General features: G+C 50.0%; 20 protein-coding genes. 14 read left to right on the top strand and 6 right to left on the bottom strand.

Features of this window, described 5'->3' with window-relative positions:
• Nucleotides 1-246: 246 nt before the first annotated feature.
• The gene (locus tag H6G00_RS09865) at nucleotides 247-4557 is read left to right on the top strand and encodes a DUF2157 domain-containing protein (protein ID WP_190796589.1); all 4311 of its coding nucleotides are present in this window, start codon (nucleotides 247-249) and stop codon (nucleotides 4555-4557) included.
• Between the two features lie 32 nt (nucleotides 4558-4589).
• Nucleotides 4590-6311, top strand: coding sequence for a 2-succinyl-5-enolpyruvyl-6-hydroxy-3-cyclohexene-1-carboxylic-acid synthase (menD, locus tag H6G00_RS09860; RefSeq protein WP_190796588.1), 1722 nt, complete (start codon nucleotides 4590-4592; stop codon nucleotides 6309-6311).
• 13 nt (nucleotides 6312-6324) lie between these two features.
• Here menD and H6G00_RS09855 read toward each other — a convergent pair whose 3' ends face one another.
• The gene (locus tag H6G00_RS09855) at nucleotides 6325-7953 is read right to left on the bottom strand and encodes an ATP-dependent DNA helicase RecQ (protein WP_190796587.1); all 1629 of its coding nucleotides are present in this window, start codon (nucleotides 7951-7953) and stop codon (nucleotides 6325-6327) included.
• Between the two features lie 139 nt (nucleotides 7954-8092).
• Between H6G00_RS09855 and H6G00_RS09850 the strand changes: the two genes are divergently transcribed.
• From H6G00_RS09850 to H6G00_RS09820, 7 genes are all read left to right on the top strand, one after another.
• Nucleotides 8093-9466, top strand: a complete 1374-nt coding sequence (locus H6G00_RS09850) for a lipid-A-disaccharide synthase (protein ID WP_190796586.1) — start codon at nucleotides 8093-8095, stop codon at nucleotides 9464-9466.
• Nucleotides 9467-9533: 67 nt separating this feature from the next.
• Nucleotides 9534-10256: a rhomboid family intramembrane serine protease gene (locus H6G00_RS09845; protein ID WP_190641634.1), complete on the top strand. Its 723-nt coding sequence runs from the start codon at nucleotides 9534-9536 to the stop codon at nucleotides 10254-10256.
• Nucleotides 10257-10337: 81 nt separating this feature from the next.
• Nucleotides 10338-10535, top strand: coding sequence for a 50S ribosomal protein L35 (gene rpmI / locus H6G00_RS09840; RefSeq protein WP_190641635.1), 198 nt, complete (start codon nucleotides 10338-10340; stop codon nucleotides 10533-10535).
• Nucleotides 10536-10636: 101 nt separating this feature from the next.
• Entirely contained in the window at nucleotides 10637-11005 is a 369-nt protein-coding gene (gene rplT, locus H6G00_RS09835) for a 50S ribosomal protein L20 (protein ID WP_190641636.1), read from the top strand.
• Between the two features lie 124 nt (nucleotides 11006-11129).
• Complete coding sequence (locus H6G00_RS09830) at nucleotides 11130-11882, top strand: transporter substrate-binding domain-containing protein (RefSeq protein ID WP_199318414.1); 753 nt, start codon at nucleotides 11130-11132, stop codon at nucleotides 11880-11882.
• Nucleotides 11883-11985: 103 nt separating this feature from the next.
• Nucleotides 11986-12519, top strand: coding sequence for a tetratricopeptide repeat protein (locus H6G00_RS09825; RefSeq protein WP_190641637.1), 534 nt, complete (start codon nucleotides 11986-11988; stop codon nucleotides 12517-12519).
• An 80-nt stretch (nucleotides 12520-12599) separates the two neighbouring features.
• Nucleotides 12600-13499, top strand: a complete 900-nt coding sequence (locus tag H6G00_RS09820; protein WP_190796585.1) for an EamA family transporter — start codon at nucleotides 12600-12602, stop codon at nucleotides 13497-13499.
• On the opposite strand, the gene lexA is transcribed toward H6G00_RS09820, so the two are convergent.
• A complete protein-coding gene (lexA, locus tag H6G00_RS09815; protein ID WP_190641639.1) occupies nucleotides 13496-14125 on the bottom strand; it encodes a transcriptional repressor LexA in 630 nt (209 codons plus the stop codon). The genes H6G00_RS09820 and lexA overlap by 4 nt on opposite strands.
• 99 nt (nucleotides 14126-14224) lie before the next feature.
• Here lexA and H6G00_RS09810 point away from each other — a divergent pair, with 99 nt between their 5' ends.
• The 3 genes from H6G00_RS09810 to ilvC all read left to right on the top strand — a co-directional run bounded on the left by H6G00_RS09810 (nucleotide 14225) and on the right by ilvC (nucleotide 16823).
• Nucleotides 14225-15169: an SH3 domain-containing protein gene (locus tag H6G00_RS09810; protein WP_190796584.1), complete on the top strand. Its 945-nt coding sequence runs from the start codon at nucleotides 14225-14227 to the stop codon at nucleotides 15167-15169.
• A 174-nt stretch (nucleotides 15170-15343) separates the two neighbouring features.
• Entirely contained in the window at nucleotides 15344-15676 is a 333-nt protein-coding gene (locus tag H6G00_RS09805) for a hypothetical protein (protein WP_190641641.1), read from the top strand.
• A 151-nt stretch (nucleotides 15677-15827) separates the two neighbouring features.
• Nucleotides 15828-16823 carry a ketol-acid reductoisomerase gene (ilvC, locus tag H6G00_RS09800; RefSeq protein WP_190641642.1) on the top strand — a complete coding sequence of 332 codons (996 nt, stop codon included), beginning with the start codon at nucleotides 15828-15830 and terminating at the stop codon, nucleotides 16821-16823.
• A gap of 59 nt (nucleotides 16824-16882) precedes the next feature.
• On the opposite strand, the gene H6G00_RS09795 is transcribed toward ilvC, so the two are convergent.
• Both H6G00_RS09795 and H6G00_RS09790 read right to left on the bottom strand, forming a co-directional pair.
• Entirely contained in the window at nucleotides 16883-18292 is a 1410-nt protein-coding gene (locus tag H6G00_RS09795) for an amidase (RefSeq protein WP_190796583.1), read from the bottom strand.
• A 265-nt stretch (nucleotides 18293-18557) separates the two neighbouring features.
• On the bottom strand, nucleotides 18558-18953 hold the full coding sequence (locus H6G00_RS09790; protein ID WP_190796582.1) for a CU044_2847 family protein: 396 nt from the start codon (nucleotides 18951-18953) through the stop codon (nucleotides 18558-18560).
• A gap of 201 nt (nucleotides 18954-19154) precedes the next feature.
• Between H6G00_RS09790 and H6G00_RS36585 the strand changes: the two genes are divergently transcribed.
• Nucleotides 19155-19337, top strand: a complete 183-nt coding sequence (locus tag H6G00_RS36585; protein ID WP_347277263.1) for a hypothetical protein — start codon at nucleotides 19155-19157, stop codon at nucleotides 19335-19337.
• On the top strand, nucleotides 19334-19549 hold the full coding sequence (locus H6G00_RS09785; protein WP_190680036.1) for a hypothetical protein: 216 nt from the start codon (nucleotides 19334-19336) through the stop codon (nucleotides 19547-19549). The genes H6G00_RS36585 and H6G00_RS09785 overlap by 4 nt, the downstream gene beginning before the upstream one ends.
• 44 nt (nucleotides 19550-19593) lie before the next feature.
• Here the strand turns inward: H6G00_RS09785 and H6G00_RS09780 are convergent, their stop codons facing one another.
• The gene (locus H6G00_RS09780) at nucleotides 19594-20931 is read right to left on the bottom strand and encodes a glycosyltransferase family 1 protein (protein ID WP_190796581.1); all 1338 of its coding nucleotides are present in this window, start codon (nucleotides 20929-20931) and stop codon (nucleotides 19594-19596) included.
• Nucleotides 20932-20939: 8 nt separating this feature from the next.
• On the bottom strand, nucleotides 20940-24479 hold the full coding sequence (locus H6G00_RS09775) for an NB-ARC domain-containing protein (protein WP_190796580.1): 3540 nt from the start codon (nucleotides 24477-24479) through the stop codon (nucleotides 20940-20942).
• Between the last annotated feature and the right edge of the window lie 151 nt (nucleotides 24480-24630).

Below are 24630 nucleotides of genomic sequence, written 5' to 3'. Positions count from 1 at the left end.
CAGTGAGAAAAGCGGGTGACAGTTGACAATTTGGAATTGAATTGACGTGAGCTACATCTATTCCCCAGCATGATGCAGGTATTAATTGCTGCGTGATTAGCAGTGTGGCGAAGCTACGCTACCATTCACGCTTCACAACGTGCTTTACGTAGGAATTGATTTAAACGCTGCAAACCGCAAGCAATTGAATCGATCGTTTATAGCCACAATTCCGCTATACATATTCTTTTGGGTGAGCGTCGGAGTATGTCGTTTCAACCAGACCGATTGATTGAGCTAAAACTAGTAACTCAAGCCCAAGCAGAATTATTGCAAGGTCTGGAAACCTGGTTGAGCCTTGACTTGATTTCTGCTGATGATATCGAGCTGACGCTCCTTTTAGGGAAAGTTCCAAATCGGTCAGAGCTATCTCAGCCAGCCATTCAGCTTGACTTTAGCACTCAGATTTCGCCTCAAAAGCTGCTGGAAGGATTAGACGCATGGCATCGCTTAGGGTTGCTGAAGTCAGGACAGATTGAGGTAAAGCTTTCATGCTTGGCATCCCATGCCAATCTGCTCAAGGGGTTAGAGGTTTTGCTAAAGCTAGGGTTACTTCCTGAAACCCAAGTTAAGGCATTGGGTCAGGTAAATCTTGCCTGCGATTTACAGAAGGCGGAGGCAGATGATTTTGCGCCGATTGCCCCTCCTCAACCTGTGAAATCGCGAAAACCCGCCCCTACCCCAAAGCCACCTGAACCTGCTGCGCTTGGTCTAGTTGCACAAATGCTGCATTCGCTGATGGCGGAACTCAGCGTCCTGTGGCTATTGCTGCTAGGGATGTTTTTGGTGGTGGTTTCCTCTGGCGTGTTGGCAGCGAGTCAGTGGCAGCGATTCCCGGCAGCGGGGCAGTACGGCATTTTGTTGTTTTACACGTTGGGCTTTTGGGGTGCAAGTGTTTGGGCAGGAAGGCAGCAAAACTTACGGCTAACGGCTCAAGCACTACGGGTGGTGAGTCTGCTGTTGCTGCCCGTAAATTTCTTAGCGATGGATAGCTTTGGGTTGTGGAGAAGCTTATTGGGAGCAGGAATTGCAGCGATCGCCACTCTCACTCTCACCGCGCTCGCAATCTACCATTTCCGGGCAAATCGTCAGGACCCCCAGCAGACTCAACTGACATTGGTAAATCATCTAGGGCTGAGTTACCTGCAATGGGGCTGGGGGTTACCTGGATTTGCCCTAATTGCCGTCTATGCGGGCGTGATCGCAACAGCGGCGATTACCTTGCTTCAAAGTCGCCAAGAAACTTCACTAGAGCGTCCGTTCCGTCCATTCAGCCTGAATCGAGCGCTGATTGTTTATACCCTGGCAATTTTGCTGATTCGAGCGATCTTTATTGCTGAGGTAGAAGTTGAGCGTCTGGGTTTAGCGGTCGGCATCTGCGGCTTCTTGCTAGCATGGCTAGCTCGCCAGGAGATTGCTCAATCGGGGCGATCGCCAACTCCCCTTTCCCCCCTTCAGCCCGCAACCTGGGAAACTATTGGAGGAATTTTGTTGGGGCTAGGCTGGCTCATCTCAGTTGGATCAGTTCCCTGGCAGGCACTTGGAGTTAGCGGACTGGGGTTATGGTTCTTTGGCGATCGCCTCTACCGTTTTCGCTACCGCCGCGATCTGGTGATCCTGTTCCTAATTGGGTTGCAGATGCACTGGCTAGCGTGGCGATTGCTGCCATTGGTTGTGCAGCAGCAAGCTGTAACACTAGCAACACAGCTTACCGGAACTCAATCTAACCCGGATGTGCTGCTTTGCCTGGGGCTGTTTCCTTACTTAGTCTTAACGGTCGTAACAGCAGATTGGCTAGACCGCCGACAGCAGCGGAATTTGACAGCCTGTGCCGATCAAATTGCCATTTGGTTTGGGGTAGTGCTGCTGTTACTGAGCTTGTTTAGCCCCATCCTCAGAACGATAACCTTTGCGCTTTCTACCTTGACGTTGGCGATCGCCAATCACCAGCGCTGGAGCAGAGGCAGTGCTCTCCTCTCTTTGCCACAAAGCGCTAAAGTCAGCGAACTCATCCGCATTGGTAGCGCAACTTCTGAGCATTTATCCTCTACCTCCTCCCGCTCCACGCCTCCATCCTTTCTCGCCTCGCACCGCTCCTCGTCTTATCTAATCCACTTGGGAGGACTAGCTACCGTTCTGTCGGCTGTTGACTGGATTCTACCGACGCTGAATCTAGGCTTCTGGGCAGGCATTTTGCTAGTGCTGGCAGTTAGTGAACTGGTGCTGAGCTTGGGGCTTCACACCACAAATCGAAGGAATGGGGATCAAAGGAATGGGAATTGGGCGATCGCCTTCTGGACGCAAAACCGCCCCAATCGACTTCATTCTGCCTACCCGCCTGCACTCTGGCGACAAAGTTTTTGGACATTCGGTTTCATCTTGGCAGCTTTGAGCTTTGGACTCTTCTGGTTAAACAATCTTTTGCTGTCGGGTGCAGAGACAAGCTTTGGGCAACACGGGGTCAGTCCAAAAGGGTGGGGAATGCTCTGGCTAGTAGTGCCACTGTCTCTCACTTGGATTGCCAGTCTCACCCGTCCGCCCCATCGTCAAACGGCAAGTTGGGCTGGCGTTTGGACATTAATGGTGGTTCAGGTGCTAACCCTGCCGCTGCCTACGCTTCGGCTGGTTGGGTTGGGACTGGCAACCGGGCTAATGGTGCTGCACACGCGCACTTTGTGGCATCTAACTGCTGCTGCGATCGCCGTTGGCTTTGGCTTGGGGTTTGTTGTGACGCTCTTGGCAGAGGAACTGCCTGGATCGCCGCAGCTTTCGGCACGAGACTGGCTACTAGTGGTAGCGATTCTGCTGACCGTGCTTTGGGTCTGGCGCAGTGTCCTGTTGCGCCGTTCAACTCCATTGTCCCAGCTTTATGCTAGAGCAATGGATGGATGGGCGATCGCCCTCTACCTGATTGAATTACTCTGCCTCACCTTCGACTCGCTCGGCGTTTACTGGGATCTTTTGCCTGCCTCAGCTCTGGCAATTGGCTCGGTTGCGTTGATACTGGGGGCGATCGCCTACCGAAGCTGGCAAAGTCCCACTAATTGGGCAATTTACGGCTTTGGCTGGGGTTTAGAAGTTCTGACGATTGAAACTTTGGGATTAACGGGTCGCTCTATAGCGGCACTGGCGATCGCCAATCTGGCGTTAGGGTTAGCCTCCCAACTGGTTGGTGACTGGTGGAATCGCCGCTCTGATAACCGTCAAATTCTCAGCAGTTGGCACGTCATGCCGCTTGTCTACGGAGCATTAGGTGCAACTCTGCGTTGGGGAATTGTTGAAGACTGGACAGGCTTAAGCACGCTGGGTCTATCGCTGATTGCCATTGGCGTAGGTCGCCGCAAGGAATCCTTCAAGCCGCTGATCTATCTAGCGTTAGCAGGTCTGTTTGCTTCGGGCTGCGAGATTCTGCTCTACCAGGTTGCTGGACTCAGAGCCGGGGATCAACTCGTGGCGATCGCCGCCCTCGCAACCAGTTTCGTCTACGTCTACCGCATTCTGACCCCGTGGCTGATTCCCTTCCTGCGACTGAATACAGACGGGCTAACAACAATCGCTCACCTACATTGGGCACTAGGCAGCATTTTTCTGGTTGCCGCAACTCAACACCCAGTCTCAACCTACGATCTGCTAGCAGTGGGAACGGGAATATTCCTCGTGCGCTATGCCCTTGCTCAGGGACGCATTCAGGACAATCCTAGAGACGCTGACGGTTGGGTTTACGCAGGCATCTTAGAAGCAGTAGGAATTGCGGTGTATGGACTCACGCTGCTGCCCGACGATCTGCTGGCTCAAATCTTGCCCTGGCGCGGTGCGATCGCCACTCTCTTTGCCTGCATCCTGCACCTATTGCCCTGGCAGGAGTGGGGTTGGCGATCGCAACCCTGGCAGCGATCGGCTTACGTTTTACCCCTGGCAGCTTTGATCTTAAGTAATGCCAGCATTCAGCCGCTTAGTTTAGTCGTTGCCGCAGCGAGTTATCTTCTATTTGCCCGGACTCAATACCAAATTCGCCTCACCTACCTCAGCCTACTGTTGGTGGAATGGGCGATCGCCCTCTGGCTAACTGACATTCAGCGCACCTTTGACTTGCTCTATCCCAGCCTGGTTGGGCTATTTATTCTTTATGTCGCTCAAGTTGACCCAGACCTAAAGCGCCCAAACGCGCATCGCCTGCGCCACCTCTTGCGAACGCTGGGATCGGGCATCATTTGCCTATTTGCCCTGCTGTTTCATCACCAAACGGGAATCTTGCCCGGTATCATCAGCTTAGTGACACTTTTTGCGGGACTTTCCCTGCGCGTCCGAGCATTCCTCTACGTCGGAACAATTATCTTCCTGGTCAATGCCTTTTATCAACTGGTTATTCTGATCTTTGACTACCCACTGCTCAAGTGGATTGTTGGCTTAATGGTCGGAATTGCCCTCATCTGGCTAGCTGCCAACTTTGAAACTCGTCGCAGTCAGCTTGGTTCCTTCTTGAGAAACTGGTTTACCGACTTGCAGGGATGGCAGTAGCTGCAAGTCATAAACCGCTACCACCCCTCTTCATGTCAATTAATTTCAGCAACACCAACTCCATTTGGGCATCGGTTTTCGTGGAAACGCTCAGCCGACTGGGACTCAAAACAGCAATTATCTGTCCGGGATCACGCTCCACCCCATTAACATTAGCCTTTGCAGCACACAAGGATATTGAGGCGATCGCCATTCTAGACGAACGTTCCGCTGCTTTCTTTGCTTTAGGAATTGCTCGCAAATCCGGTTTACCCGTCGTCCTAGTCTGCACCTCGGGTACCGCAGGCGCAAACTTCTACCCTGCCGTGATTGAAGCCAGAGAAAGCCGCATCCCACTGCTTATTCTCACTGCCGATCGCCCTCCCGAACTGCGCGAGTGCAACGCCGGTCAAACTATTGACCAACAAAAACTCTATGGCACCTTTCCAAACTGGTACAGCGAGCTCACTCTCCCCTCGCTGGAGCTAGACACCCTCGCCTACCTCCGCCAAACGACCCTGTATGCCTGGGAAAAAACCCTTTACCCCATCCCCGGACCCGTCCACCTCAACCAACCCTTCCGCGATCCCCTCGCTCCCCTTCCTCAATCTGCTGCTCAATCACTTCAAGCTCACTTCCCAAAAAACTTCTTCGCTGCCCTCAATCCCTTACTCCTCAACCCTAATCCCCAAACCTCAATCCCCACTCAGTCTTCAAAGGGCATCTTGATTGCTGGAATTGCCCAGCCCCAATCACCCCAACGTTACTGTGAAGCGATCGCCCACCTCGCTAAGTCCCTGGGCTTTCCCGTTCTAGCAGAAGGGCTATCTCCGGTGCGAAACTACGCTGACCTTAACCCCTACCTGATTTCCACCTACGACCTGATCTTGAGGAATTCGCAGTTTGCCGAAAAACTCACTCCAGAACTGGTGATTCGTATTGGAGAAATGCCTACCAGTAAGGAATTGCGCCAGTGGTTAGCAAAAACCCAACCCACTCAGTGGGTCGTGGATGAGAGCGATCGCAACCTCGATCCGACTCACGGCAGAACCACCCATCTACGCTGCTCCGTTGAACAATTCGCTGCAAATCTACAACAGGAATCTGCTCCGCCCAACTCCTACCTTGACCATTGGCTTACAGCCGAAACTCAGGTCAGACAAACTCTGGATCAAACCTTAAGTCAGACGGAATCCTTATTTGAAGGAAAAGTTGCCTGGTTGCTGTCGCGCTGTTTACCTGAAGGCACTCCTTTATTCATCGCCAACAGTATGCCCGTACGAGATGTGGAATGGTTTTGGCAACCCGGAAACCGCCACATTCGGACCTGGTTTAACCGAGGTGCAAATGGCATTGATGGAACGCTTTCCACCGCTCTAGGAGTGGCTCATCGTCACCAGAGCAGCGTGTTGCTTACTGGAGATCTGGCGCTATTGCACGACACCAACGGCTTTTTAATCTCTCGTAAGTTTGTCGGACATCTCACCATCGTGCTAATCAATAACGACGGTGGCGGCATTTTTGAGATGTTGGCGATCGCCCAATTTGACCCACCCTTTGAAGAATTCTTTGCGGCTCCCCAGTCCATCCACTTCAACCAACTCTGCGCCACCTACGGCGTTGAGCATGAACTAATTCAATCTTGGGAACAGTTGCAGCAGCGGTTAAGCGTTCTTCCCGAAACGGGTATCCGAGTTTTAGAAGTTCAAACCGATCGCAAAATCGACTCAGCTTGGAGAAAAGAACATCTGGGGCAGTTTGCAGCAGAACTGTAGATCATCTTGGAGATCATTCAACACTTCGGAGTAATCCTTGCTCTAACACCAGATCTACCCCTAATGTTTTGTATCCCGCATCGTCAAAAAGGATAACCATTTTGTCTCCCTCGTAGCGCATCACCATTCCCTCACCGAGTGACTGGTGTTTCACACGACTGTTAAGTGGAAAGGGTTGTTTTGCATCTTCAATGGTGATTCCGGCTTCGCAGCGATCGCACTTTCCACAAGGCGCATCAAACTCTTCCCCGAAGTAGTTGAGCATATATTTGCGCCGACAGTCTTGTACTTCGGCGTAACCGCGCATCATTTCCAGCCGCGATCGCTCATACTGTTGATGACGCTCTTGCACCTCAATCGCTTCTGCCGCAACCTCATCTAAATCGAAAGGTTCGGTTGTCGTAACTTCCCCCGAAGGGAGAATGGCGATCGCACCCACAGCTTCTAAATGTCCCAAGGCCGTTTGCACCTTAGATTTAGAAAGATCGGTTTGAGTTTTTAGCGTCTTCAAATCAATGGGTTCCTTCTGCGCTTGAACCACAGTAGCAACTTGTTCTACTTGCTCCAGGTCAATTTGTCCACTGCTGGCAAAGAAGCGGCGCAGATTCAAATCATCCGGGTGATAAAACAAGATTGCTTTTGCAGACTCACCATCCCGTCCGGCTCGACCAATCTCCTGATAGTAAGCATCGACTGAATCGCTGATACTGTGGTGAAACACAAAACGCACGTTTGGCTTATCCACACCCATACCAAAAGCAGTCGTCGCAACAATGACTTCTGCCTCATCTCCCATAAAGGCAATTTGTGCTGCTTCCCGATCTTTTGCTTTCATGCCAGCGTGGTAAAAGATGGCATTAATGTTTTGCGCCTGAAGTAACTCCGCAACTTCTTCTGCCTGTTTGCGAGTTGCAGCGTAGACGATACCGGGCTTCTCAGCTTTCACGACTGCTTTAATGAGTGCCTGCTGTTTCTCACTTTTGTCTTCAAACCGCAATGCTCCTAGCCAAATATTGGGGCGGTCGAATCCTTGCACCACAATGTGCGGATCGCGCATCTCCAAACGCTCAACAATCTCTGCTCGCACGGGTGGTGCAGCCGTTGCAGTAAGTGCTAACACCAGTGGATGATCTAACGCTTCAACAAGGGTGCCTAACCGCAGATAGTCAGGGCGAAAGTCATGTCCCCACTCATTAATACAGTGAGCTTCATCGACCACAAATAGAGAAGGTTTAACTGCCTGTAGCTTCTCCAAAGTTTCTGGATTGTTGAACTGTTCTGGAGCCAAAAACATAAACTCCAAATCGCCTTTTTCCAGGTCTTCAAAGGCTTCGGTGCGATCGCTCGCTTTCATCATAGAGTTTACCTGAATCGCACCGCCCACATCCTGTGCTTCTATTGCATCTACTTGGTCTTGTTGCAACGCAATCAAAGGCGAAATTACCACCGTTGCACCCGGAGTCAACAGTGCTGCAATCTGATAAATTGCAGACTTCCCTGACCCCGTTGGCATCACCGCCAGCGTATCGTGACCGTTGAGCAAAGCCTGAATTGCCGTCTCTTGCCCACCCCGCAACGTCTCATAGCCAAACCGCTCCTTGGCAACCCGCCGCACTCGCTGAACATTCTTTTTGCTTGCCATCGTTCCCTTTCCTGTACGGATTGCCTTTGAGAAATTGCTATAGACGAAAGTAACGAGTGTCGCTGTAGCAATCCGTCTGTCTAGAGATATGGCTTTAAGATGAGATTCTGAAGACACCAATAGAGAGTTCAGGATAGACGTGACGGAAGCTAAAAACAGGGAAACTGCCGATATTTTGATTCTTTCAAATGGACCGGGCGAGTTAACAACCTGGGTGCGACCTGTGGTGAAAGCGTTACGGCAACAGTTGGGTAAACGTGACGAGGTAAGAATCTCACTAGTCTTATCTCCCTGTCCTAATGCCAGCGGGCGAGAAGTGGCGATCGCCCAACGCTACAGTGAAATCGATCGCATTCAAGCCGCCGAACACTTTTTCCCGTTTTTGCTCTGGGGCAAAACTGCCGAAAACTGGGATTGGCGTGATCGCGGTGTGGTCGTATTTCTGGGTGGCGATCAGTTCTTTCCGGTGGTGATTGGCAAACGCTTAGGCTACCGCACCGTCATTTATGGAGAATGGGATACCCGCTGGCACCGCTGGATCGATCGCTTTGGAGTAATGAAACCGGAGCTAATTGACCGGGCATCCCCTCGATATGCCAACAAGTTCACCGTTGTAGGAGATTTGATGGCAGATACGGCAACTGTCAGGAATTTATCTTTACCAGAGAGTATCTTATCCCAAGCCCCCAACCCCCCAAGTGCTTTAAAGGTTGATTCTTCGGACGCTTCGTCCACAAACAGTCAACCTTTAAAACACTCCTCAGAGACGGAGCTAATTGGAATGTTACCTGGGTCAAAGGCAGCAAAGCTGGCTCAAGGTGTGCCGCTAGCATTGGCGATCGCTCGTCACTTGCACGCTGCCCGTCCCCAAATCCGGTTTGTCATTCCGGTTGCGCCCACTCTGGAACTGCAAACCCTGGCTCGATTTGCTGACCCCCAGCAAAACCCGGTCATTCACCAGTTGGGTAACGTATCGGCTGAACTAATTACCAGCCAGGGTCAACCTTTCCTCAAGACTTCGGATGGACTGCGGATCGAGCTATACACCGATTCACCTGCTTATGATTTGTTGACCCAGTGTCGCCTTTGCCTGACCACCGTAGGAGCCAACACAGCAGAACTGGGTTCGTTGGCAGTGCCCATGATTGTGTTGTTACCCACCCAGCAGCTTGATGCAATGCGAGCCTGGGATGGCTTACCCGGATTGCTGGCTAATCTGCCGGGAGTCGGTTCCGCTTTCGCCAAACTGATCAACTGGCTATTTTTGCGGAAATCTCGACTGTTGGCATGGCCCAACATTTGGGCAGGGGAAGCCATTGTGCCTGAACTGGTCGGACAACTTCAGCCCCAGCAAATTGCTGACCTTGCGCTTGATCTGCTCACCCATCCTAAGAAGTTAGAGCAAATGCGCGATCGCCTGCGTCAAAGTCGAGGCACATCGGGTGCAGCAAGCAAACTAGCAGCCTTAGTGATTGAGGAACTGAATCAAGGGAGATCATCAAACCTTCCGTAAGTCAGAAGACAGATTTGGAACAGGCAGGGTAAGTTACGATTCTAAACAAAACTATCAGGACAAGCCTGTGGTTCCTCTACGTGACGATAATCCAACACAAATCACTCCATACGTAACCTACGGGCTGATTCTGCTCAATATCCTGGTTTTTTTCTATGAAGCTAGCCTATCGCCACCTGCGCTAGAAGCATTTTTTCGAGGATGGGCAGTCGTCCCCGCAGAACTGACCGCAAGCTTTCAAGGACAAGCCACTTCTGCTACTGGTCCAGAGTGGCTCACACTGATTACATCCCAATTTCTGCATGGCGGTTTCCTCCACTTGGGGGGCAACATGCTTTATCTGTGGATCTTTGGCAACAACGTTGAAGAGCGGTTGGGACGAGTCAAATACCTTATCTTTTATCTGCTGTGCGGTATTCTAGCTTCTCTAGCACAGTGGTATTTTGCTCAAGGGTCTAACATTCCCTCTCTTGGAGCCAGTGGCGCGATCGCAGGTGTAATGGGAGCTTACATTCTTAGATTCCCTCAAGCTAAAGTGCTAACGCTGATTCCCCTCGGCTTTTTGCTGTACCCAATTCGCATTCCGGCCCTCTTTTTCCTGGGAATCTGGTTTGGGCAGCAGGCGCTTTATGGTTTAGTTAGCCTCAATGCCCCCACCAACATCGGCATGGAAAGCGGCGGCATTGCCTACTGGGCTCATGCCGGAGGATTTGTCGTAGGTGCAGTGTTAGGGCCATTATTTGGCTTGTTTAGCGATGCAGGCAAAGCTCCAGCCCGTCGCTATCGTTAAAGTCGATGCTTGAAAAGCAATGCTTGCAGTGTAACGCGGATCAGTATTAAGATTGTAGACTGTGTCGAATTAAGCTAAGTCATGCCTAAACTCAAAACTCGCAAAGCTGCTGCAAAGCGTTTTCGGCGCAGCGGCAGCGGTAAGCTGATGCGTCGGAAAGCATTCAAGAATCACATGCTTGAGCACAAGAACGCAAAGCGCAGAAGCCGTCTTTCTAAAATCTCGCTAGTTGACGAGCGCGATGCTGAAAACGTTGAACTGATGCTCCCCTATCTTTAGGGGTTAAGAGCCAGGGGCTAGAAATGCTCTAGATCCTTAAGCTCTCCCACAACCGCCCCCAAGTATTTCGCGTACATCGATATCGATAAGGATTTCTAACAATGACAAGGGTTAAGCGCGGGAATGTGGCTCGTAAACGCCGCAATAAAATTCTGAAACTCGCTAAAGGGTTTCGCGGCTCCCATTCCAAGCTATTTCGGACTGCTAATCAGCAAGTGATGAAGGCATTGCGAAATGCCTATCGCGATCGCCGCAAGCGTAAGCGTGATTTTCGTCGGCTGTGGATTACTCGCATCAACGCAGCTGCTCGACTGCACGGTATGAGCTATAGCCAACTCATCGGTAATCTGAAGAAAGCGGATGTCCAGATTAACCGCAAGATGCTGGCACAAATGGCAATCCTCGATCCAGCAGGTTTTGGCAAAGTTGTTGAGGTAGCTGCGGCTCAAACTCAACGCAAGTCTGCTTAAGAACAAGACACTGTAGGGGCTTGGCAATGCTAAGCCCCTATCAATTTCAGACCTATTTCATTCTCAAGCCAGGTAGATTTCTACTGTGCGAAACCCGATTCTTCATCTCAGTCTTGGTCTTGGCTTGAGCATTGGGCTGATTGCAGGGAATTTTTGGGCTTCTCAGCTTGCTGAGGCAGCAGAGCTAGAAGAAATTCAGGAACGAGGCTACCTGATCGTAGCGGTGAAAGACAATGTGCCGCCGCTAGGGTTTAGAAACGAGGCAGGCGAGCTGGCAGGGCTGGAAGTTGATCTGGCTCGTCGATTAGCACAAGAGCTTTTAGGCAGTTCAGATGCGGTGGTGCTGCAACCTGTGGCAAATCAGGACCGGTTGGCTGCGGTGCTGCAAGGTGAAGTAGACATGGCGATCGCCAGAGTCACTGTTACCGCTTCTCGTTCCCGCATTATCGACTTCAGCCTTCCCTACTATTTGGATGGCGCTGCTCTCATTACGCCAGATCCGGCTGTGCAGCAGTTTGCAGACTTGCGGGGGCAAACAATCGCCGTCCTCAATGGCTCCAGCACCATTTCTGTGGTGCGATCGCGCCTTCCTTCGGTGCGCCTGACGGGTGTTGAATCTTACGAAGCAGCTCAGTCTCAACTGGAATCGGGAGAAGCGATCGCTTTCGCCGCCGATGCTAGCGTTCTCAGCGGTTGGGTACAGGAAAATCCTGATTATCATTTGCTGCCGACGCTGCTATCAGCAGAAGCATTATCTGTCGTCATGCCCAGAGGCGTACAGTACGACGATTTGCGCCGCCGAGTAAATGAAGCGATCGCCCGCCTACACGAAGAAGGCTGGTTAGAGGAACGCGCTACTTACTGGGGACTGCCGTAGAAGAAACCGTATAAATGGGTTTTCTTTTTCACCCCTCATCCCTCATCCTTCTGCTGTACCCTGAGAAAGTAAAGACAAAAGATTTTTCAGTTGATGGAAGGTTATGGACGATAGCATTCTTCCAGTTGTCTATCTCAGCATCCTGGTGGTTTTGCTGTTTGGTGCAGGCATAGCGCTGTTTCGCCAGGTGCTTAAAACTCGGCGGGTTGAAACCACGCTCTCACGATTGCAAAACAAACTTAACAAAGAGAAGGGCACTGCCCAGGAATATTACGAGTTAGGCAGCATTTTTCTCGATAAAAAGCTGTATTCGCAGGCGATCGCCCAGTTCCAGAAAGCCCTCAAAGCAAAAGACTTGGAACCGGGAGAGAATGCAGCGCTGGTGCTTAATGCGCTGGGGTTTACCTACGCGGCTCAAGAGCAGTATGACCTGGCAATTCGGCAATACAAAGATGCGCTAGAGCAAGACCCAGGGTACGTGACCGCCCTGAACAACATGGGCTTTGCTTATGAGAAAAAGCAGTTGATTGCCCAGGCAGTTGAAGCTTATGAGGCAGCCTTGGAGAGAGAGCCTAAAAATTCGATCGCCAAACGACGCGCTGAAGCCCTCAAAAAGCGGATTGCCTCACCTGCTTAAGTCTGGTCTGGCATAATCGTTGGTCATTCGCTCCCCATCCCAGCTCGCGGCTAGCGCCTGACCAATGACCCCAATTAACCATGATTCAAAATCAATCTGCACAACGCTCTAGTACCGTTGGGGCTGCACTGGTGATGCTTTCAGCCAGTGGGTTTGCGACGCTGCCAATCTTGGGAAAGTTTGCCTACGCAGATGGGCTTGATTTACCTAGCACTCTGTTTTGGCGATTTGCCGGAGCGGCGGTTGTGCTGTGGATGTGGATGCTATGGCGGGGCAATTGGCGATTGCCCGTGCAGCAAGCGATCGCCTCTACGCTTTTGGGGGCAATTGGGTTTGCGATTCAGTCAGGCTTGTTTTTTGCAGCGCTGAACTATGCGGGGGCAGGCATTACGTCGCTGCTGCTTTACACCTATCCCGCCTTTGTCACCCTGCTGGGCTGGAGGATAGAGGGCGATCGCCCCAGTTCTCCCCAGCTCGTTGCCCTGATGCTGGCGTTTATTGGTTGCTTGCTGACCATTGATTTGAGTGGGGCAAGCGCTACACCAGTGGGGTTGGGATTAGCGATCGCATCTGGAGCGTGGTATGCCCTTTACCTGACTTTTAGTGCTCGCGTCATTCGTTCCGTTCCACCTGTCACCATGACTGCTTACCTATCAACAGGGGCAGGCATTTCGTTTATCAGTATTGCCTTGTTAGGAAGCGGGCTGGATTTTCCCTACAGTGTGCCATCAGGGCTGACCCTCACAGGCATTGTCCTGATTGCGACCGTCATTCCCATCATTAGTATATTTGAAGGAATTCGGCGACTCGGAACCTCTCAGGCTGCAATCCTTTCCACCTTAGAACCCATTGTTACAGTTCTGTTAGGCATTGCTTTTCTTAATGAAGCAATGTCAGTCAAGCAAATTCTTGGCGGCTTGCTGGTCATTTCCTCTGTCATTGTTCTACGGGCTTCTCCGCAAAAAAGTCCTGACAGTTAGATCAAATCCCGTACCAGCCCAACATAAATGCCCTGAATATCCACAAGAGAAACATTCACATCGGTGGGTGGATACATCGGGTTAGCGGGTTTCAGTGTCACAGTATTTAACTTGCGAAAAAAGCACTTTAAAGTTGTTTTTCCTTCAACTCTGGCTGCAACGATTGTGCCATTCTTAATTGCTTTTTGGTCAGAAAGCGGCTTCATAATGACGACATCACCGTTGTCAATCAATGCACCAATCATGCTGTCTCCCCGCACTCTTAAAGCAAAACATTGAGAGACTTCGTAGACCGACATTCTTCTAAATTGCGGAAAACAGAAAAGGTTGATTCGTTCAACTTCCTGATCGGGAAAAACCTCGGTCAAACTGTGGGCTGAAATCGTTCCCCAAATTGGCACCATCCCCACTTTGGGAGAAAGCAGTTGATAGGCACGAGAATGGCTCCCGCTCCAGTCTAACCATCCTTTTTCTCGCAGCTTTTTCAAGTGATAGCGTACCGCAGACACAGATTTCCAGCCGATCGCCTCTCGCAACTGTCGAGTTGAGGGAGAATAGTTGTGCTGAAAAATATATTCTTCAAGCCAATCTAGAAGTCGCTGCTGAACTTCGGTGAGAGGTTCCATAGGGGTGTGCAAGACTAGAACATTTGCACTACTATACCTGTAATCTCAACTGATAATGCGGCTGAATCTGAAATTTTCGCTTCATTTTCTATAGCAAGGGTGATTCACCAAGGACGGGGGCGATCGCATAATACTCAATGGCTCGTTAACCTGGAATTTACTCAAAAAGAGGCTGCTGTGATTCATCCTGGTGTGACTAGAATTTTGCTGACTGGGGCGATCGCGCTAACGGGAATAACCCAAGCAGCTTGGGCCATTCCACTCACCTCAAGCCCGCAACCAGAAGATTTGGCTCAGGTTGAAGCGAGCGAAGACAACATTACACCCGCTGCCACACCTTCAGAAGCGGCACCCAGCGACCTCAATGGAACTCAACTACTACTGACCGATCAAACAGAGCAATCTCCTGAGTTCTCGCAATTTTTGTCCCAGGTGCAGCAAGCAGTGCGCGATCGCAATGCCGACTTCATGCGCAGTATCATCACGCCTTACACCCTATTTGGAGACGATGGTGACTTGGTTCGATTTGAAAACTTTAACCTCGATAGCCCCACCGACCCTTTCTGGTTTTACATGGAGCGAGCCCTTTCAGACGGCTGTGTAATTGAAGCAAATAACTTACAGCCTGTTTGGGAAGCTGACCAAACCTGGCTCTGTCCCATTGCACTGTCTGCTTTTGATGCAGCACTCGCAGAACAGCTAGAGCTAGACCAACCCAGCATCACTCCTTACGAAGAACACGTCGTTGTAATTGGGCAAGACGTAAGTGTTCGCACCCAGCCCAATATCAACAGCCCTGTGATTCAAACCCTTTCAAATGAAATTGTGCGGTTAGATCGCCAAACCTTTCAGGCGGTTCCTTTCCAGTCACAAGCAGAAATCTTTAGCTTCAACAACCCCGTTGGCTGGATTCCAGTGATTTTGCCGGACGGGCAGAACGGCTACGTCTCTACTCAAAATGCCTACCAACCCATCGGTACACGAGTTACATTTGCTGAAGTGGAAGGCGTTCTGAAACTGCAAATGCTAACAATAGTTGACTAAAGTTAATTAAACTTCATTTATCGTTGTCCTAAATGTAAACAGGCAGTTTAATAGCATAGGGTCATGGAGGAAGAGACACATCTTCCTTTTGCTTTTTAAAAATCAATCGCTATAGCTAGACGGAAATGACTGCATAGCAAATAAATTATGTAAAAGCAACACCAAGAAATTGCTATGGTTCATATTCCTGACTGCATGAGCGGCAGAGCGTTATTCTGGTTTTGGATTCAGTTTGTGACAGTAGATCAACAAGAGGCTGCAAGAAACAACTTTTTGCGGTTTGTGGTTTCTGTAGAGTTGATCGCCCAGTACCAACAGTGGATTGCCGCTGGCATAGATGCTGACGACTATGTTTTAGAGTCCACCAGAAGACAGCTAAACAAATACAATCAAACCTTGAGAACCCGCAGCCAAATCTTACGGGCTAAGAGCCGTCTTTACGTTGGTAAAAGTCAATTGCTCAGAGCGCGCAGCAAACAACTGGTTCAGAAGAATCAGTTGACGTAACTAAGTTGTCGCCGCAATTCTCATCTGCAGGTAGGCTCAGCAGCACCTAGAGAAGCATGAGATAGGTCAACGATTGAGTATGCGTGCAAAATCTGCGGTAAGATTAAAGGCTGCATAAAATCACCACGCCTGCCGCAAAGGAGATAACCCTATGGCTCGTATGTATTACGACGCTGACGCAAACTTAGACCTTTTATCTGGAAAAACCGTTGCCATCATTGGTTATGGCTCTCAAGGTCACGCTCACGCCCTCAACCTCAAAGACAGCGGCGTCAACGTCATCGTCGGTCTATATGCAGGGAGCCGTTCGGCAGCCAAGGCAGAGGCAGAGGGGCTAACTGTCAAACCAGTTGCAGATGCAGCCGCAGCCGCAGATTTCATTATGATCTTGCTGCCCGACGAAGTGCAAAAAACGGTTTATAAGCAAGAAATTGAGCCACATCTGACCGCTGGTAAAGTGCTGGCATTCGCTCATGGCTTCAACATTCACTTTGCTCAAGTAGTGCCTCCCGCCGATGTGGATGTAGTGATGGTCGCCCCCAAAGGCCCCGGACACTTAGTGCGGCGTACCTATGAGCAGGGAGAAGGTGTTCCCTGTCTGTTTGCTATCTATCAGGACGCAACGGGACAGGCTCGCGATCGCGCTATGGCTTACGCGAAAGGTGTCGGTGGCACCCGCGCCGGAATCCTGGAAACTACCTTTCGCGAGGAAACCGAAACTGACCTCTTTGGCGAACAGGTCGTGCTCTGTGGTGGCTTGAGTGCCCTGATCAAAGCCGGATTCGAAACCCTGGTTGAAGCTGGCTATCAGCCCGAGCTGGCGTATTTTGAATGCCTGCATGAGGTCAAACTAATCGTAGACCTGGTAGTTGAAGGCGGCTTAGCCAAAATGCGCGACAGCATCTCCAACACCGCTGAATACGGCGACTACACCCGTGGCCCGCGCATCGTCACCGACGACACCCGCGCCGAAATGCGTCAAATTCTCAAAGAAATCCAAACTGGACAGTTTGCCCGCGAGTTTGTCCTGGAAAATCTCTCTGGCAAAGCTGGTTTCACCGCAATGCGTCGCCGCGAAGCTGAACACCCCATTGAAGAAGTGGGTAAGGATTTGCGCGCGATGTTTAGCTGGCTGAAGAAAGTGTAGAAAAACCAATTGAAAGGTTTGATTTTCGCGCACGAACAATCAAACCTTTCAATCAGAGCCTAATCCTCTAACACTGGACGTTTCTCACTCCACCGATTCACCGACTCGATCTGAGCTGCCAGAGCAATAATAGTGGCTTCGGCAGCGGGACGACCTACGATTTGTACGCCAACGGGTAACCCTTCTGGAGTGAAGGTTGCGGGGATGGCGATCGCAGGCTGTCCAGTCGCGTTAAACGGAGGACAGGGCGCAATCCAGTGAATGATCCGCTGGAGCGTTTCTTCAGGACTTAAGTTTGCAAATTCGCCCACACGGATTGGGGGATGCAGGTAAACAGGCAATACCAGCACATCATAGTTTTCAAAAAAGGCGACGATGCGACGGGCGATCGTCTGCATTGCCCAGACTGCCCTTAAGTAGTCGCCGCTAGAGTCATTGTGAGACAGCAGCCAGCGGTTAAATGAACCAAGCGCTTCAGCAGGAATACCTGACGCAGCAACACCTGCCCGCCAAACCACGCTAAATGGCTCAATCAAATCGCTGCAATCAGGACAGGCTTGCTCAACGGTATGACCTAATTCTTGAATGAGAGTAGCTGTTTCTAACACGGCTTGCTGTCCCACCGGATCAGCTTCCCCAATGGGATGAATTCCCGTACTGAAGGCAACTTTAAGCGGCTGAGCTAGTCCCTGCTGTGAGGTTTCGATAAATAGTGAACTGGGAGTCGGCAGCCAGTAAGGGTCACCCGTTTCATAGCCTGCCATCACGTCCAGCAAGGCGGCTGCATCAGTGACAGTGCGGGCGAGCGGACCGTTAGTAGCAATACCACTTTGACAGTCGCCTACAGGCGCATAAGAAACTCGACCGCGTGACGGTTTGATGCCTACCAAGTTGCAGCAGGAGGCAGGACCCCGAATTGAGCCACCCCCATCAGAGCCTTGAGCAATCGAGCAGAACCCGCTGGCGATCGCCGCTGCTGCTCCACCACTTGACCCTCCTGGCGTGTAGTCTAAATTCCAGGGGTTGCGCGTCGGCGGGAACCCTTCCGGCTCCGTATAGGGAAGCGACCCCACCTCAGAAGTCGCTGTTTTGCCCAAAATAATAAATCCGGCTTGCTTCATTCGACTGACAACCGCTGCGTCATGGGTGGCAATCTGATCCTTGAGCATCGGGTTACCGTAGCTACAGGGTACACCCGCTAGTGCATTCAGGTCTTTAATTGCTGTGGGCACACCAAAAAAAGGCGGAAATTTTTCCTCTGGGTCTGCCTCAGCCAGCGCTTTAGTCTTAGCTTTTGCATCCTCTAGCGCCAAATCAGCGATCACCGTGAAATAGCTGCCAATCCGAGAATCTAGCCGTTCAATTCGCTCTAGATAAAGCTGCACCAGTTCTAGTGGCGAAACTTCCTTCTTACGAATCAATCGAGCCTGTTCAAGTGCAGGGGCAAATGCTAAATCAACTGGGTTCATAATCCTATCCACGAGTCCTGATGCTGACTTTATCAGCGAATGGTAAACTTCGGTCGCTAAGAGCTACCACATTGGAAATTGGCTAAAGAACTTCCTAGCACGTCAAAATTAGAACGTTGGGTTGCGCTGCGCTTCACCCAACCTACCAAATTACAGGCAGTAGACCTGTAGGTTGGGTTTCGCTCTGCTCCACCCAACGCTTTAGTACTTGCCGCACTCCTCCCTCAGCACGGCGATCGCCCCATTCCATCCAATTACTTTGAGCCTATGGTGCAGGTGGGACATCAGACTTTGGTTCTGGAAAAGCACACTCCACCGTGATTTTGATGTTGCAGCCAGCCGTACCAGAGGCAATGTAGGGAACACCTCCCACACCTGTGACGTTTACACCAAACTCCAGAGTTACTTTCTTGACCTCGGCGATCGCCAACTCTTTAAACGCCTTTAGCGTATGTGATGTATACGTGCGAATCGTGCCCTCGATCGCCTGGAAGCTTCGTGCCATCTGCTCTGGCGGTTTAGAGAATGCTCCCTTTGCGCCCCCTCGTCTCACTTCTCCCTCAGTCTCTTGCGGAACGGTGATAGGCGTTTCTACTTCCTCAGTCGCCTCTACATAAATCACCGTGTTTTCGTCAACCTGAATTGCCTGAAGTCTGCTCATGTGAATTTTAGATAAACGCTAGCTGGATTATTCCCGGATTCAAGCTTAGGGTAGTGAGCAGAATCATCACACGGTATTTCACCCATCACTTCAGCCCATGCGAAACAGCTGTGTCAGAACTGCGATCGTGACATCAGCTATTTCGTTTTGGCGAGCACCCTTCTGGTAAGCTACATTCGGCGTAACTATGGAAGTTGTAGCTTGCCAACGCAACAACAATCCAATACAGCAATCTTTCTTTGTCAGTTGCTATCCAATCTGTACCAGCCTATTCAAGTTTTCCGTTACGACCAGAAATTGAAGACAATTTACATTCAAGCTGGGGGAGCTGACGAGATCACGTTGATAATTAAAGAAGATGGCAATTGGGATTTTGTCCTATGACACAAAACCTGTATCAAATGACTAATGCAGAACTAAAGCAATTTATTTCAGCACATCGAAACAATGAAGAGGCATTCAGAGCAGCCTTGGAAGTACTGATGAGCCGCCGTGATCCCAATGCTCCATACCAACCTTATCCCTTTGACTTGAATGATCCTGAGGGTGAGGTACAGTCCATTTTTGAAGAGAAGCTTAGAAAGACCGAGCAGTAGCAGTTCAATAGAATATGTCTTCAACGGCGATCGCAAGATGCCAGCTATTGGGAAATCTGTTGTGATAGCAGGAGTTGATAGAGTTCGCTAAGCTGGCTGACGATTTTATTCCAACTAAATTGTTTGCGAACTTGTGCTAATCCACAGGCACCTAGCTGTATTGCCCAAACTTTATTGATTAAGAGGCGATCGATCGCCGTTGCAAAAGCTGCTGTATCTTGGGGCAAAACCCGTAAGCCCGTTTGCTCGGATAGTACTGTAGACTTCAAGCCACCTACATCCGAAGCAATGACAGGGGTGCCACAAGCCATTGCTTCGATCGCGACTAACCCAAACGGCTCGTAGTGGCTGGGAACCACACACACATCAGCCGCTGCATAGTAGAACGGCAACATGTTGTGTTTCACTTGGCCTGCAAATAGAGTTCTCTCATTCAGCCCAATTTCTTGAACAATTCGTTCAATTCGGTTGCGCTCTTGTCCGTCGGGTTGATCTGGGCAACTGCCTCCGACAATGATAAGTCTTAACCGACCTGCAGCAAATGCCTCAGTTTTGACACTAGCGCGAACTAATGTTTCGATTCCCTTGCGAGGATCACATCGTCCTACGTACAGCACAATCTGCTCATCTAAGTTCAATCCTAATCTGGCTCTGGCTTCGGCTTTAGGGATAGTGTGGAAAATCTCAAGGTCAGTTCCATAAGGAATAATTTCTACTCTTCCCTTACTAGATACCAGGGTGTAAAGATACTCCTGTTCTTGGGGACTGGTTGCAATGACGCAGTCTGCTTGCTCAAGAATTTGTTTTTCAACCGCGAGTCGAGTGAGGGCGATCGCCGGTTGATGAGCCAGCGTTTGATACTTAACAGCTCCCAATGAGTGATAGGTGTGGACAAGTTGCACAGGATGACGAGCTTTTAACTGCAAGCCAATCCAGGCAGAAAGCCAGTAGTTTGTGTGGATGAGAGGATAGTGAACTCCTTCATGACGGCCAAATGCCTCAAATGCTTCTACAAATTGGGGCATATACTCAAAAATTTCATCTCTAGGAATAAACCGCTCCGGTCCCGCAACTAGACGAATGGTGCGGCAATGAGCAGAATGCTGAACAACAGTAGGATCGTCTGGTTTCACTTTGCGAGTGAACATATCCACCTGCCATCCCAGCTTCGCTAGAGTTTCTCCAACATAACGAACATAAACGTTTTGACCGCCTGCTTCTTCAAATCCAATTTCGGCTGCGGGGTCACCGTGGTCGGAGATTAGCGCAATTCGCTGCCTATTTGAACGTGAATGACTTGGACGATTAGCGTCGCATCCTATATCAAAAGATTGGGGAATTGCCTGACAAACTCTGTTTGAGTAGTAAATCTCACTGTCCATTATTTTATTTACTCAAATGCTCCCAGCGCTTTTAATGAGGCTTTTTGCGGGTCGGTAATGCCCGTAGCTCCGGTGATTTTCGTGTCCTGATAGGGTTTTTCACTGCTCAGAAGAGTGAGACGTGTTCCCGTTTTAACATCCCAAATAATGATGGATTCGTCATCACTGCCGCTAGCGATCGTTTCACCAGTGGGGCTAAAGGCGATCGCCTTCACCCAATTGGTATGACCTTCTAAAATCTTGAGACATTCGCCCGTTTGAGTGTCCCAAAGCCTAACTGTTTTGTCGCCACTACCACTGGCAAAAATGCGTCCATCTGGGCTGAATGCTACCGACCGGAGAGGACTGCTATGTCCTGCTAAAGCACTGTATTCACCGGAATCAATATTCCATAATCGGGCAGTACAATCCTCATTTCCACTCGCCAAAATACGACTGTCAGGGCTAAAAGTGACAGACCAGACCCAGTTATCATCTTCAAGCGTTTTAACACATTGCCAAGTGCGAACATCCCACAGTCTGACAGTTTTATCATCACTGCCACTGGCGAGGAGCAAACCATTTGGGCTAAAGGCAACTGAACGCAGACGACTCGTATGTGTATTTAATGGAGTGAGACATTGCCAGGTGCGAACATCCCATACCCGAATGGTGCAGTCATCACTGCCACTGGCAAGCAACATTCCGTCTGGACTAAAGGCAACTGTAGAAACCCAATTGGTATGAGCCTTCAGAATTTTGAGACATTGCCAGGTGCGAACATCCCATATCCGAATAGTGCAATCATCACTGCCACTGGCAAGCAACATTCCATCTGGACTAAAGGCAACCGTCCCTACCCGGTTTGTGTGCCCGCCTAAGGCAGCAGAACTTCTGCCAGTGCGACAATCCCAAATTCTCACTTTGCGGTCATCACTGCCGCTGGCGAGAATAAATCCATGCGGACTAAAAGCAACAGTTCCGATGCGATTAGTGTAACCGTTGAGGATTTTGAGGCATTTGCGGGTGTTTGTTTCCCATAGCCGGATCGTTTGATCTTCACTGCCGCTGGCTAGCACATTGTTGGAATTGAAGGCGATCGCCCCAACCCTATTTGTGTGTCCTTTCAGCGTCGCGTCACAAGTGCCATCAGTAACATTCCATAGCTTGATCGTGTGGTCATCACTACTGCTAGCTAGTACCGTTCCATCGGGGCTAAAGGCAACTGACCACACCCAGTTGGTATGCCTTTCTGTTGCCTGCCCAAACACAGTGAGACATTTGCCAAGCCGCACATCCCATAGGCGAATACAGCAGTCTCCACCGCCACTGGCGAGCGTGATACCGTCTGGGCTAAAGGCAACGGATGAAATCCAGTTTTGATGCCCCTCCAAAGTGTGAATACATTGTCCGGTGCGAACGTCCCACACCCGCACGCTGTGATCTTCGCTGCCACTAGCAAGAAGGACACCATCAGCACTGAATGCAACTGACCACACCCAGCCTTTGTGCCCTTTTAAGGTGTTGAGACATTTGCCCGTATTGACATCCCACAGCCTGGCGTGACAGTCATCTCCTCCACTAGTGAGTAGGGTGCCGTCCGCACTAAAGGCAAGCGATCGCACCGGGCCACTGTTTTTCACTTTGTAGGTACGCAAGCAAATTCCTTGATTCACATCCCACAGTTTGATCACCTGATCACCGCCACTGCTGGCGAGACGTGTGCCATCCGGGCTAAAGGCTACAGTTCGCACCCAGCTATTGTGTTTTCCCTGCCACGCTAAATGATGTTTACCGTCCGCGATGTGCCACAACCGAACTTCTCCATCTACATCTCCTGTGGCTAACTGTTGCCCATCAGGACTAAACATGAGCGACAAAATACTGCTCAACGTTTCAGAAAAAACAGATTTTGCCAGATCAGCGCCCGCCAAATTGACATGATGTAAGCTAACAAATCGCAGATCGGCTTGCCAAACCGCAATATCAGAAAAATCATACTCACCACCAATCACCTGCTTAATTTGGCAGAGTAAGTTGATAATATTTCCGCCTGCATATCCTGGTGTGATCGGTCGTTGTTTGGGTAGAGCCGCAAGAATTCGCTTAAGCTGCTGTTCTACTCCTTCTGCACCACCAAAGATGGCAAGTAGTCGATTGATGATTGGTTGAAGAATTGAGCGAATTTGCAAGGCTTTAACATAGTCTTTGGACTCCGCTTTGAGCAGAGCATAGCGATTAAACAGATCGATTTTCTCAGTCTTAATTTCCTGGCAGACCTGTTCAATTAGTTGATCTGTCATGTATTCCATGACCACGGGCTGTAGTGTAAAGGATGATCGTTGCTCAACCTCAATCAGCGATCGCCGTCTCAAAGACTCGATGATTTCTGACAGTTCTCCAATAGAAATAGGTAAAACCGTGTCTCTTCGCAGTTCCGCCACTGAAACGGGTTCCAAATTGATGGTGAACCAGTACATCACATCTTTCTCTAACTCAGAAAGGCGCTCAAACTGCTGATCTAACAGGCTACGAATATCTCCTAAAAAGATCGAATCCTCTTCCTGTCCTAAAAAATCTGAAATGTTGCCACCAAAGGTTTCTTGAATTGTGGTTGAAACAATTTTCAAGGCTAATGGGTTTCCTCGATACCGTTCGATCAGTCTCTTGCACTCATCTAGCTCATGTGTTGGAATGGACAAACCTCTCGATTGCAGTAGTGCTTGTGCATCTGTCGCGTGTAACCCTTGTAGTCGAAGCGATCGCACCGTTGATCCTGCTGCTTCTAATAGTGCAACTTCTTTGGGTTTCTCTCGGCTGGTCAGCACCAGGCAGCTTTGATGAGAACTAACCCCTACCCTCGTGAATAACTCACCATAATCCTCATATTCATCTTTATAAGAACCGACCAGCACACCCTGTTGCAGAATTGCCTCTACATTGTCCAGGATTAACAAATAACGATGACTGTTTAGCCAATCGATGAGTTGTACTAGTCTTCCTTCTACATCTCCAGACAGTTTAGTTGCGGGTAGATGAGCCAAATTCTGCAGGATATCAGATAAGACATCTTTGAGGAGGGGGGTGTTACGCAGCGATCGCCACAACACCCCTTCAAACTTGTCTTGCGATCGCTCTACTAACTTTGCGGTCAACGTAGTTTTTCCAATCCCACCCATGCCCAACACAGTCACTAAAGCGCAGTGGTCTACGGTAATCCAGCTTTCTAGCGTCTGTAGCTCAGCTGTGCGCCCAAAGAAAATGGGAGCGCTAGGAATATCTTCTAAACCCGAAGGCAATGCAGTAGACAACGGCTGAAAAGAGCGTTGCTTCTCCAACAAAATTCTTCGCAGCGCCTCTAACTTTCCAGGTGTGCCGCCCGGTATCGCAAATTTGTTGTAGACCGAACCCAACCGTTTACGGACAGCAACCGCGCTAACCCCCAGCGTTTTTGCACTTGCCTCTGCCGTCTGTCCTGCCAGAGCATGACGTAATGCTAGTAGCTCAGCGCTTGATACTTTGTGGGCAACGGCAATGTTATTCAGGAAATCTTCAGGGAACTCGGTCATACAAGAACACCTCTGCACAGGTTCTCAGAGGGCCATTGATTTGAGCTACGACCGAGGAGAACCTAGCTGACTATTTGATAAATCCAATTCTACCGATTGACAAGTCAAATTACCAACCCTATACTCATATTATCAACTTGATAAGTCATCT

It is taken from the genome of Leptolyngbya sp. FACHB-541 (genome assembly GCF_014695875.1).
Lineage (GTDB): Bacteria > Cyanobacteriota > Cyanobacteriia > Elainellales > Elainellaceae > JAAUTN01.
Note: the sequence above shows the minus strand (reverse complement) of the source record. Positions and strands in the feature narration are given on the sequence as shown.

What these genes read in the sequence shown, in the direction of transcription:
- H6G00_RS09785 (WP_190680036.1), top strand. Translation starts at nt 19,334, where the DNA reads ATGACACAAAACCTGTATCAAATGACTAATGCAGAACTAAAGCAATTT.
- rplT (WP_190641636.1), top strand. Translation starts at nt 10,637, where the DNA reads ATGACAAGGGTTAAGCGCGGGAATGTGGCTCGTAAACGCCGCAATAAA.
- lexA (WP_190641639.1), bottom strand. Translation starts at nt 14,125, where the DNA reads ATGGAACCTCTCACCGAAGTTCAGCAGCGACTTCTAGATTGGCTTGAA.
- H6G00_RS09775 (WP_190796580.1), bottom strand. Translation starts at nt 24,479, where the DNA reads ATGACCGAGTTCCCTGAAGATTTCCTGAATAACATTGCCGTTGCCCAC.
- H6G00_RS09865 (WP_190796589.1), top strand. Translation starts at nt 247, where the DNA reads ATGTCGTTTCAACCAGACCGATTGATTGAGCTAAAACTAGTAACTCAA.
- H6G00_RS09825 (WP_190641637.1), top strand. Translation starts at nt 11,986, where the DNA reads ATGGACGATAGCATTCTTCCAGTTGTCTATCTCAGCATCCTGGTGGTT.
- menD (WP_190796588.1), top strand. Translation starts at nt 4,590, where the DNA reads ATGTCAATTAATTTCAGCAACACCAACTCCATTTGGGCATCGGTTTTC.
- H6G00_RS09855 (WP_190796587.1), bottom strand. Translation starts at nt 7,953, where the DNA reads ATGGCAAGCAAAAAGAATGTTCAGCGAGTGCGGCGGGTTGCCAAGGAG.
- ilvC (WP_190641642.1), top strand. Translation starts at nt 15,828, where the DNA reads ATGGCTCGTATGTATTACGACGCTGACGCAAACTTAGACCTTTTATCT.
- rpmI (WP_190641635.1), top strand. Translation starts at nt 10,338, where the DNA reads ATGCCTAAACTCAAAACTCGCAAAGCTGCTGCAAAGCGTTTTCGGCGC.
- H6G00_RS09780 (WP_190796581.1), bottom strand. Translation starts at nt 20,931, where the DNA reads ATGGACAGTGAGATTTACTACTCAAACAGAGTTTGTCAGGCAATTCCC.
- H6G00_RS09820 (WP_190796585.1), top strand. Translation starts at nt 12,600, where the DNA reads ATGATTCAAAATCAATCTGCACAACGCTCTAGTACCGTTGGGGCTGCA.
- H6G00_RS09790 (WP_190796582.1), bottom strand. Translation starts at nt 18,953, where the DNA reads ATGAGCAGACTTCAGGCAATTCAGGTTGACGAAAACACGGTGATTTAT.
- H6G00_RS09805 (WP_190641641.1), top strand. Translation starts at nt 15,344, where the DNA reads ATGGTTCATATTCCTGACTGCATGAGCGGCAGAGCGTTATTCTGGTTT.
- H6G00_RS09795 (WP_190796583.1), bottom strand. Translation starts at nt 18,292, where the DNA reads ATGAACCCAGTTGATTTAGCATTTGCCCCTGCACTTGAACAGGCTCGA.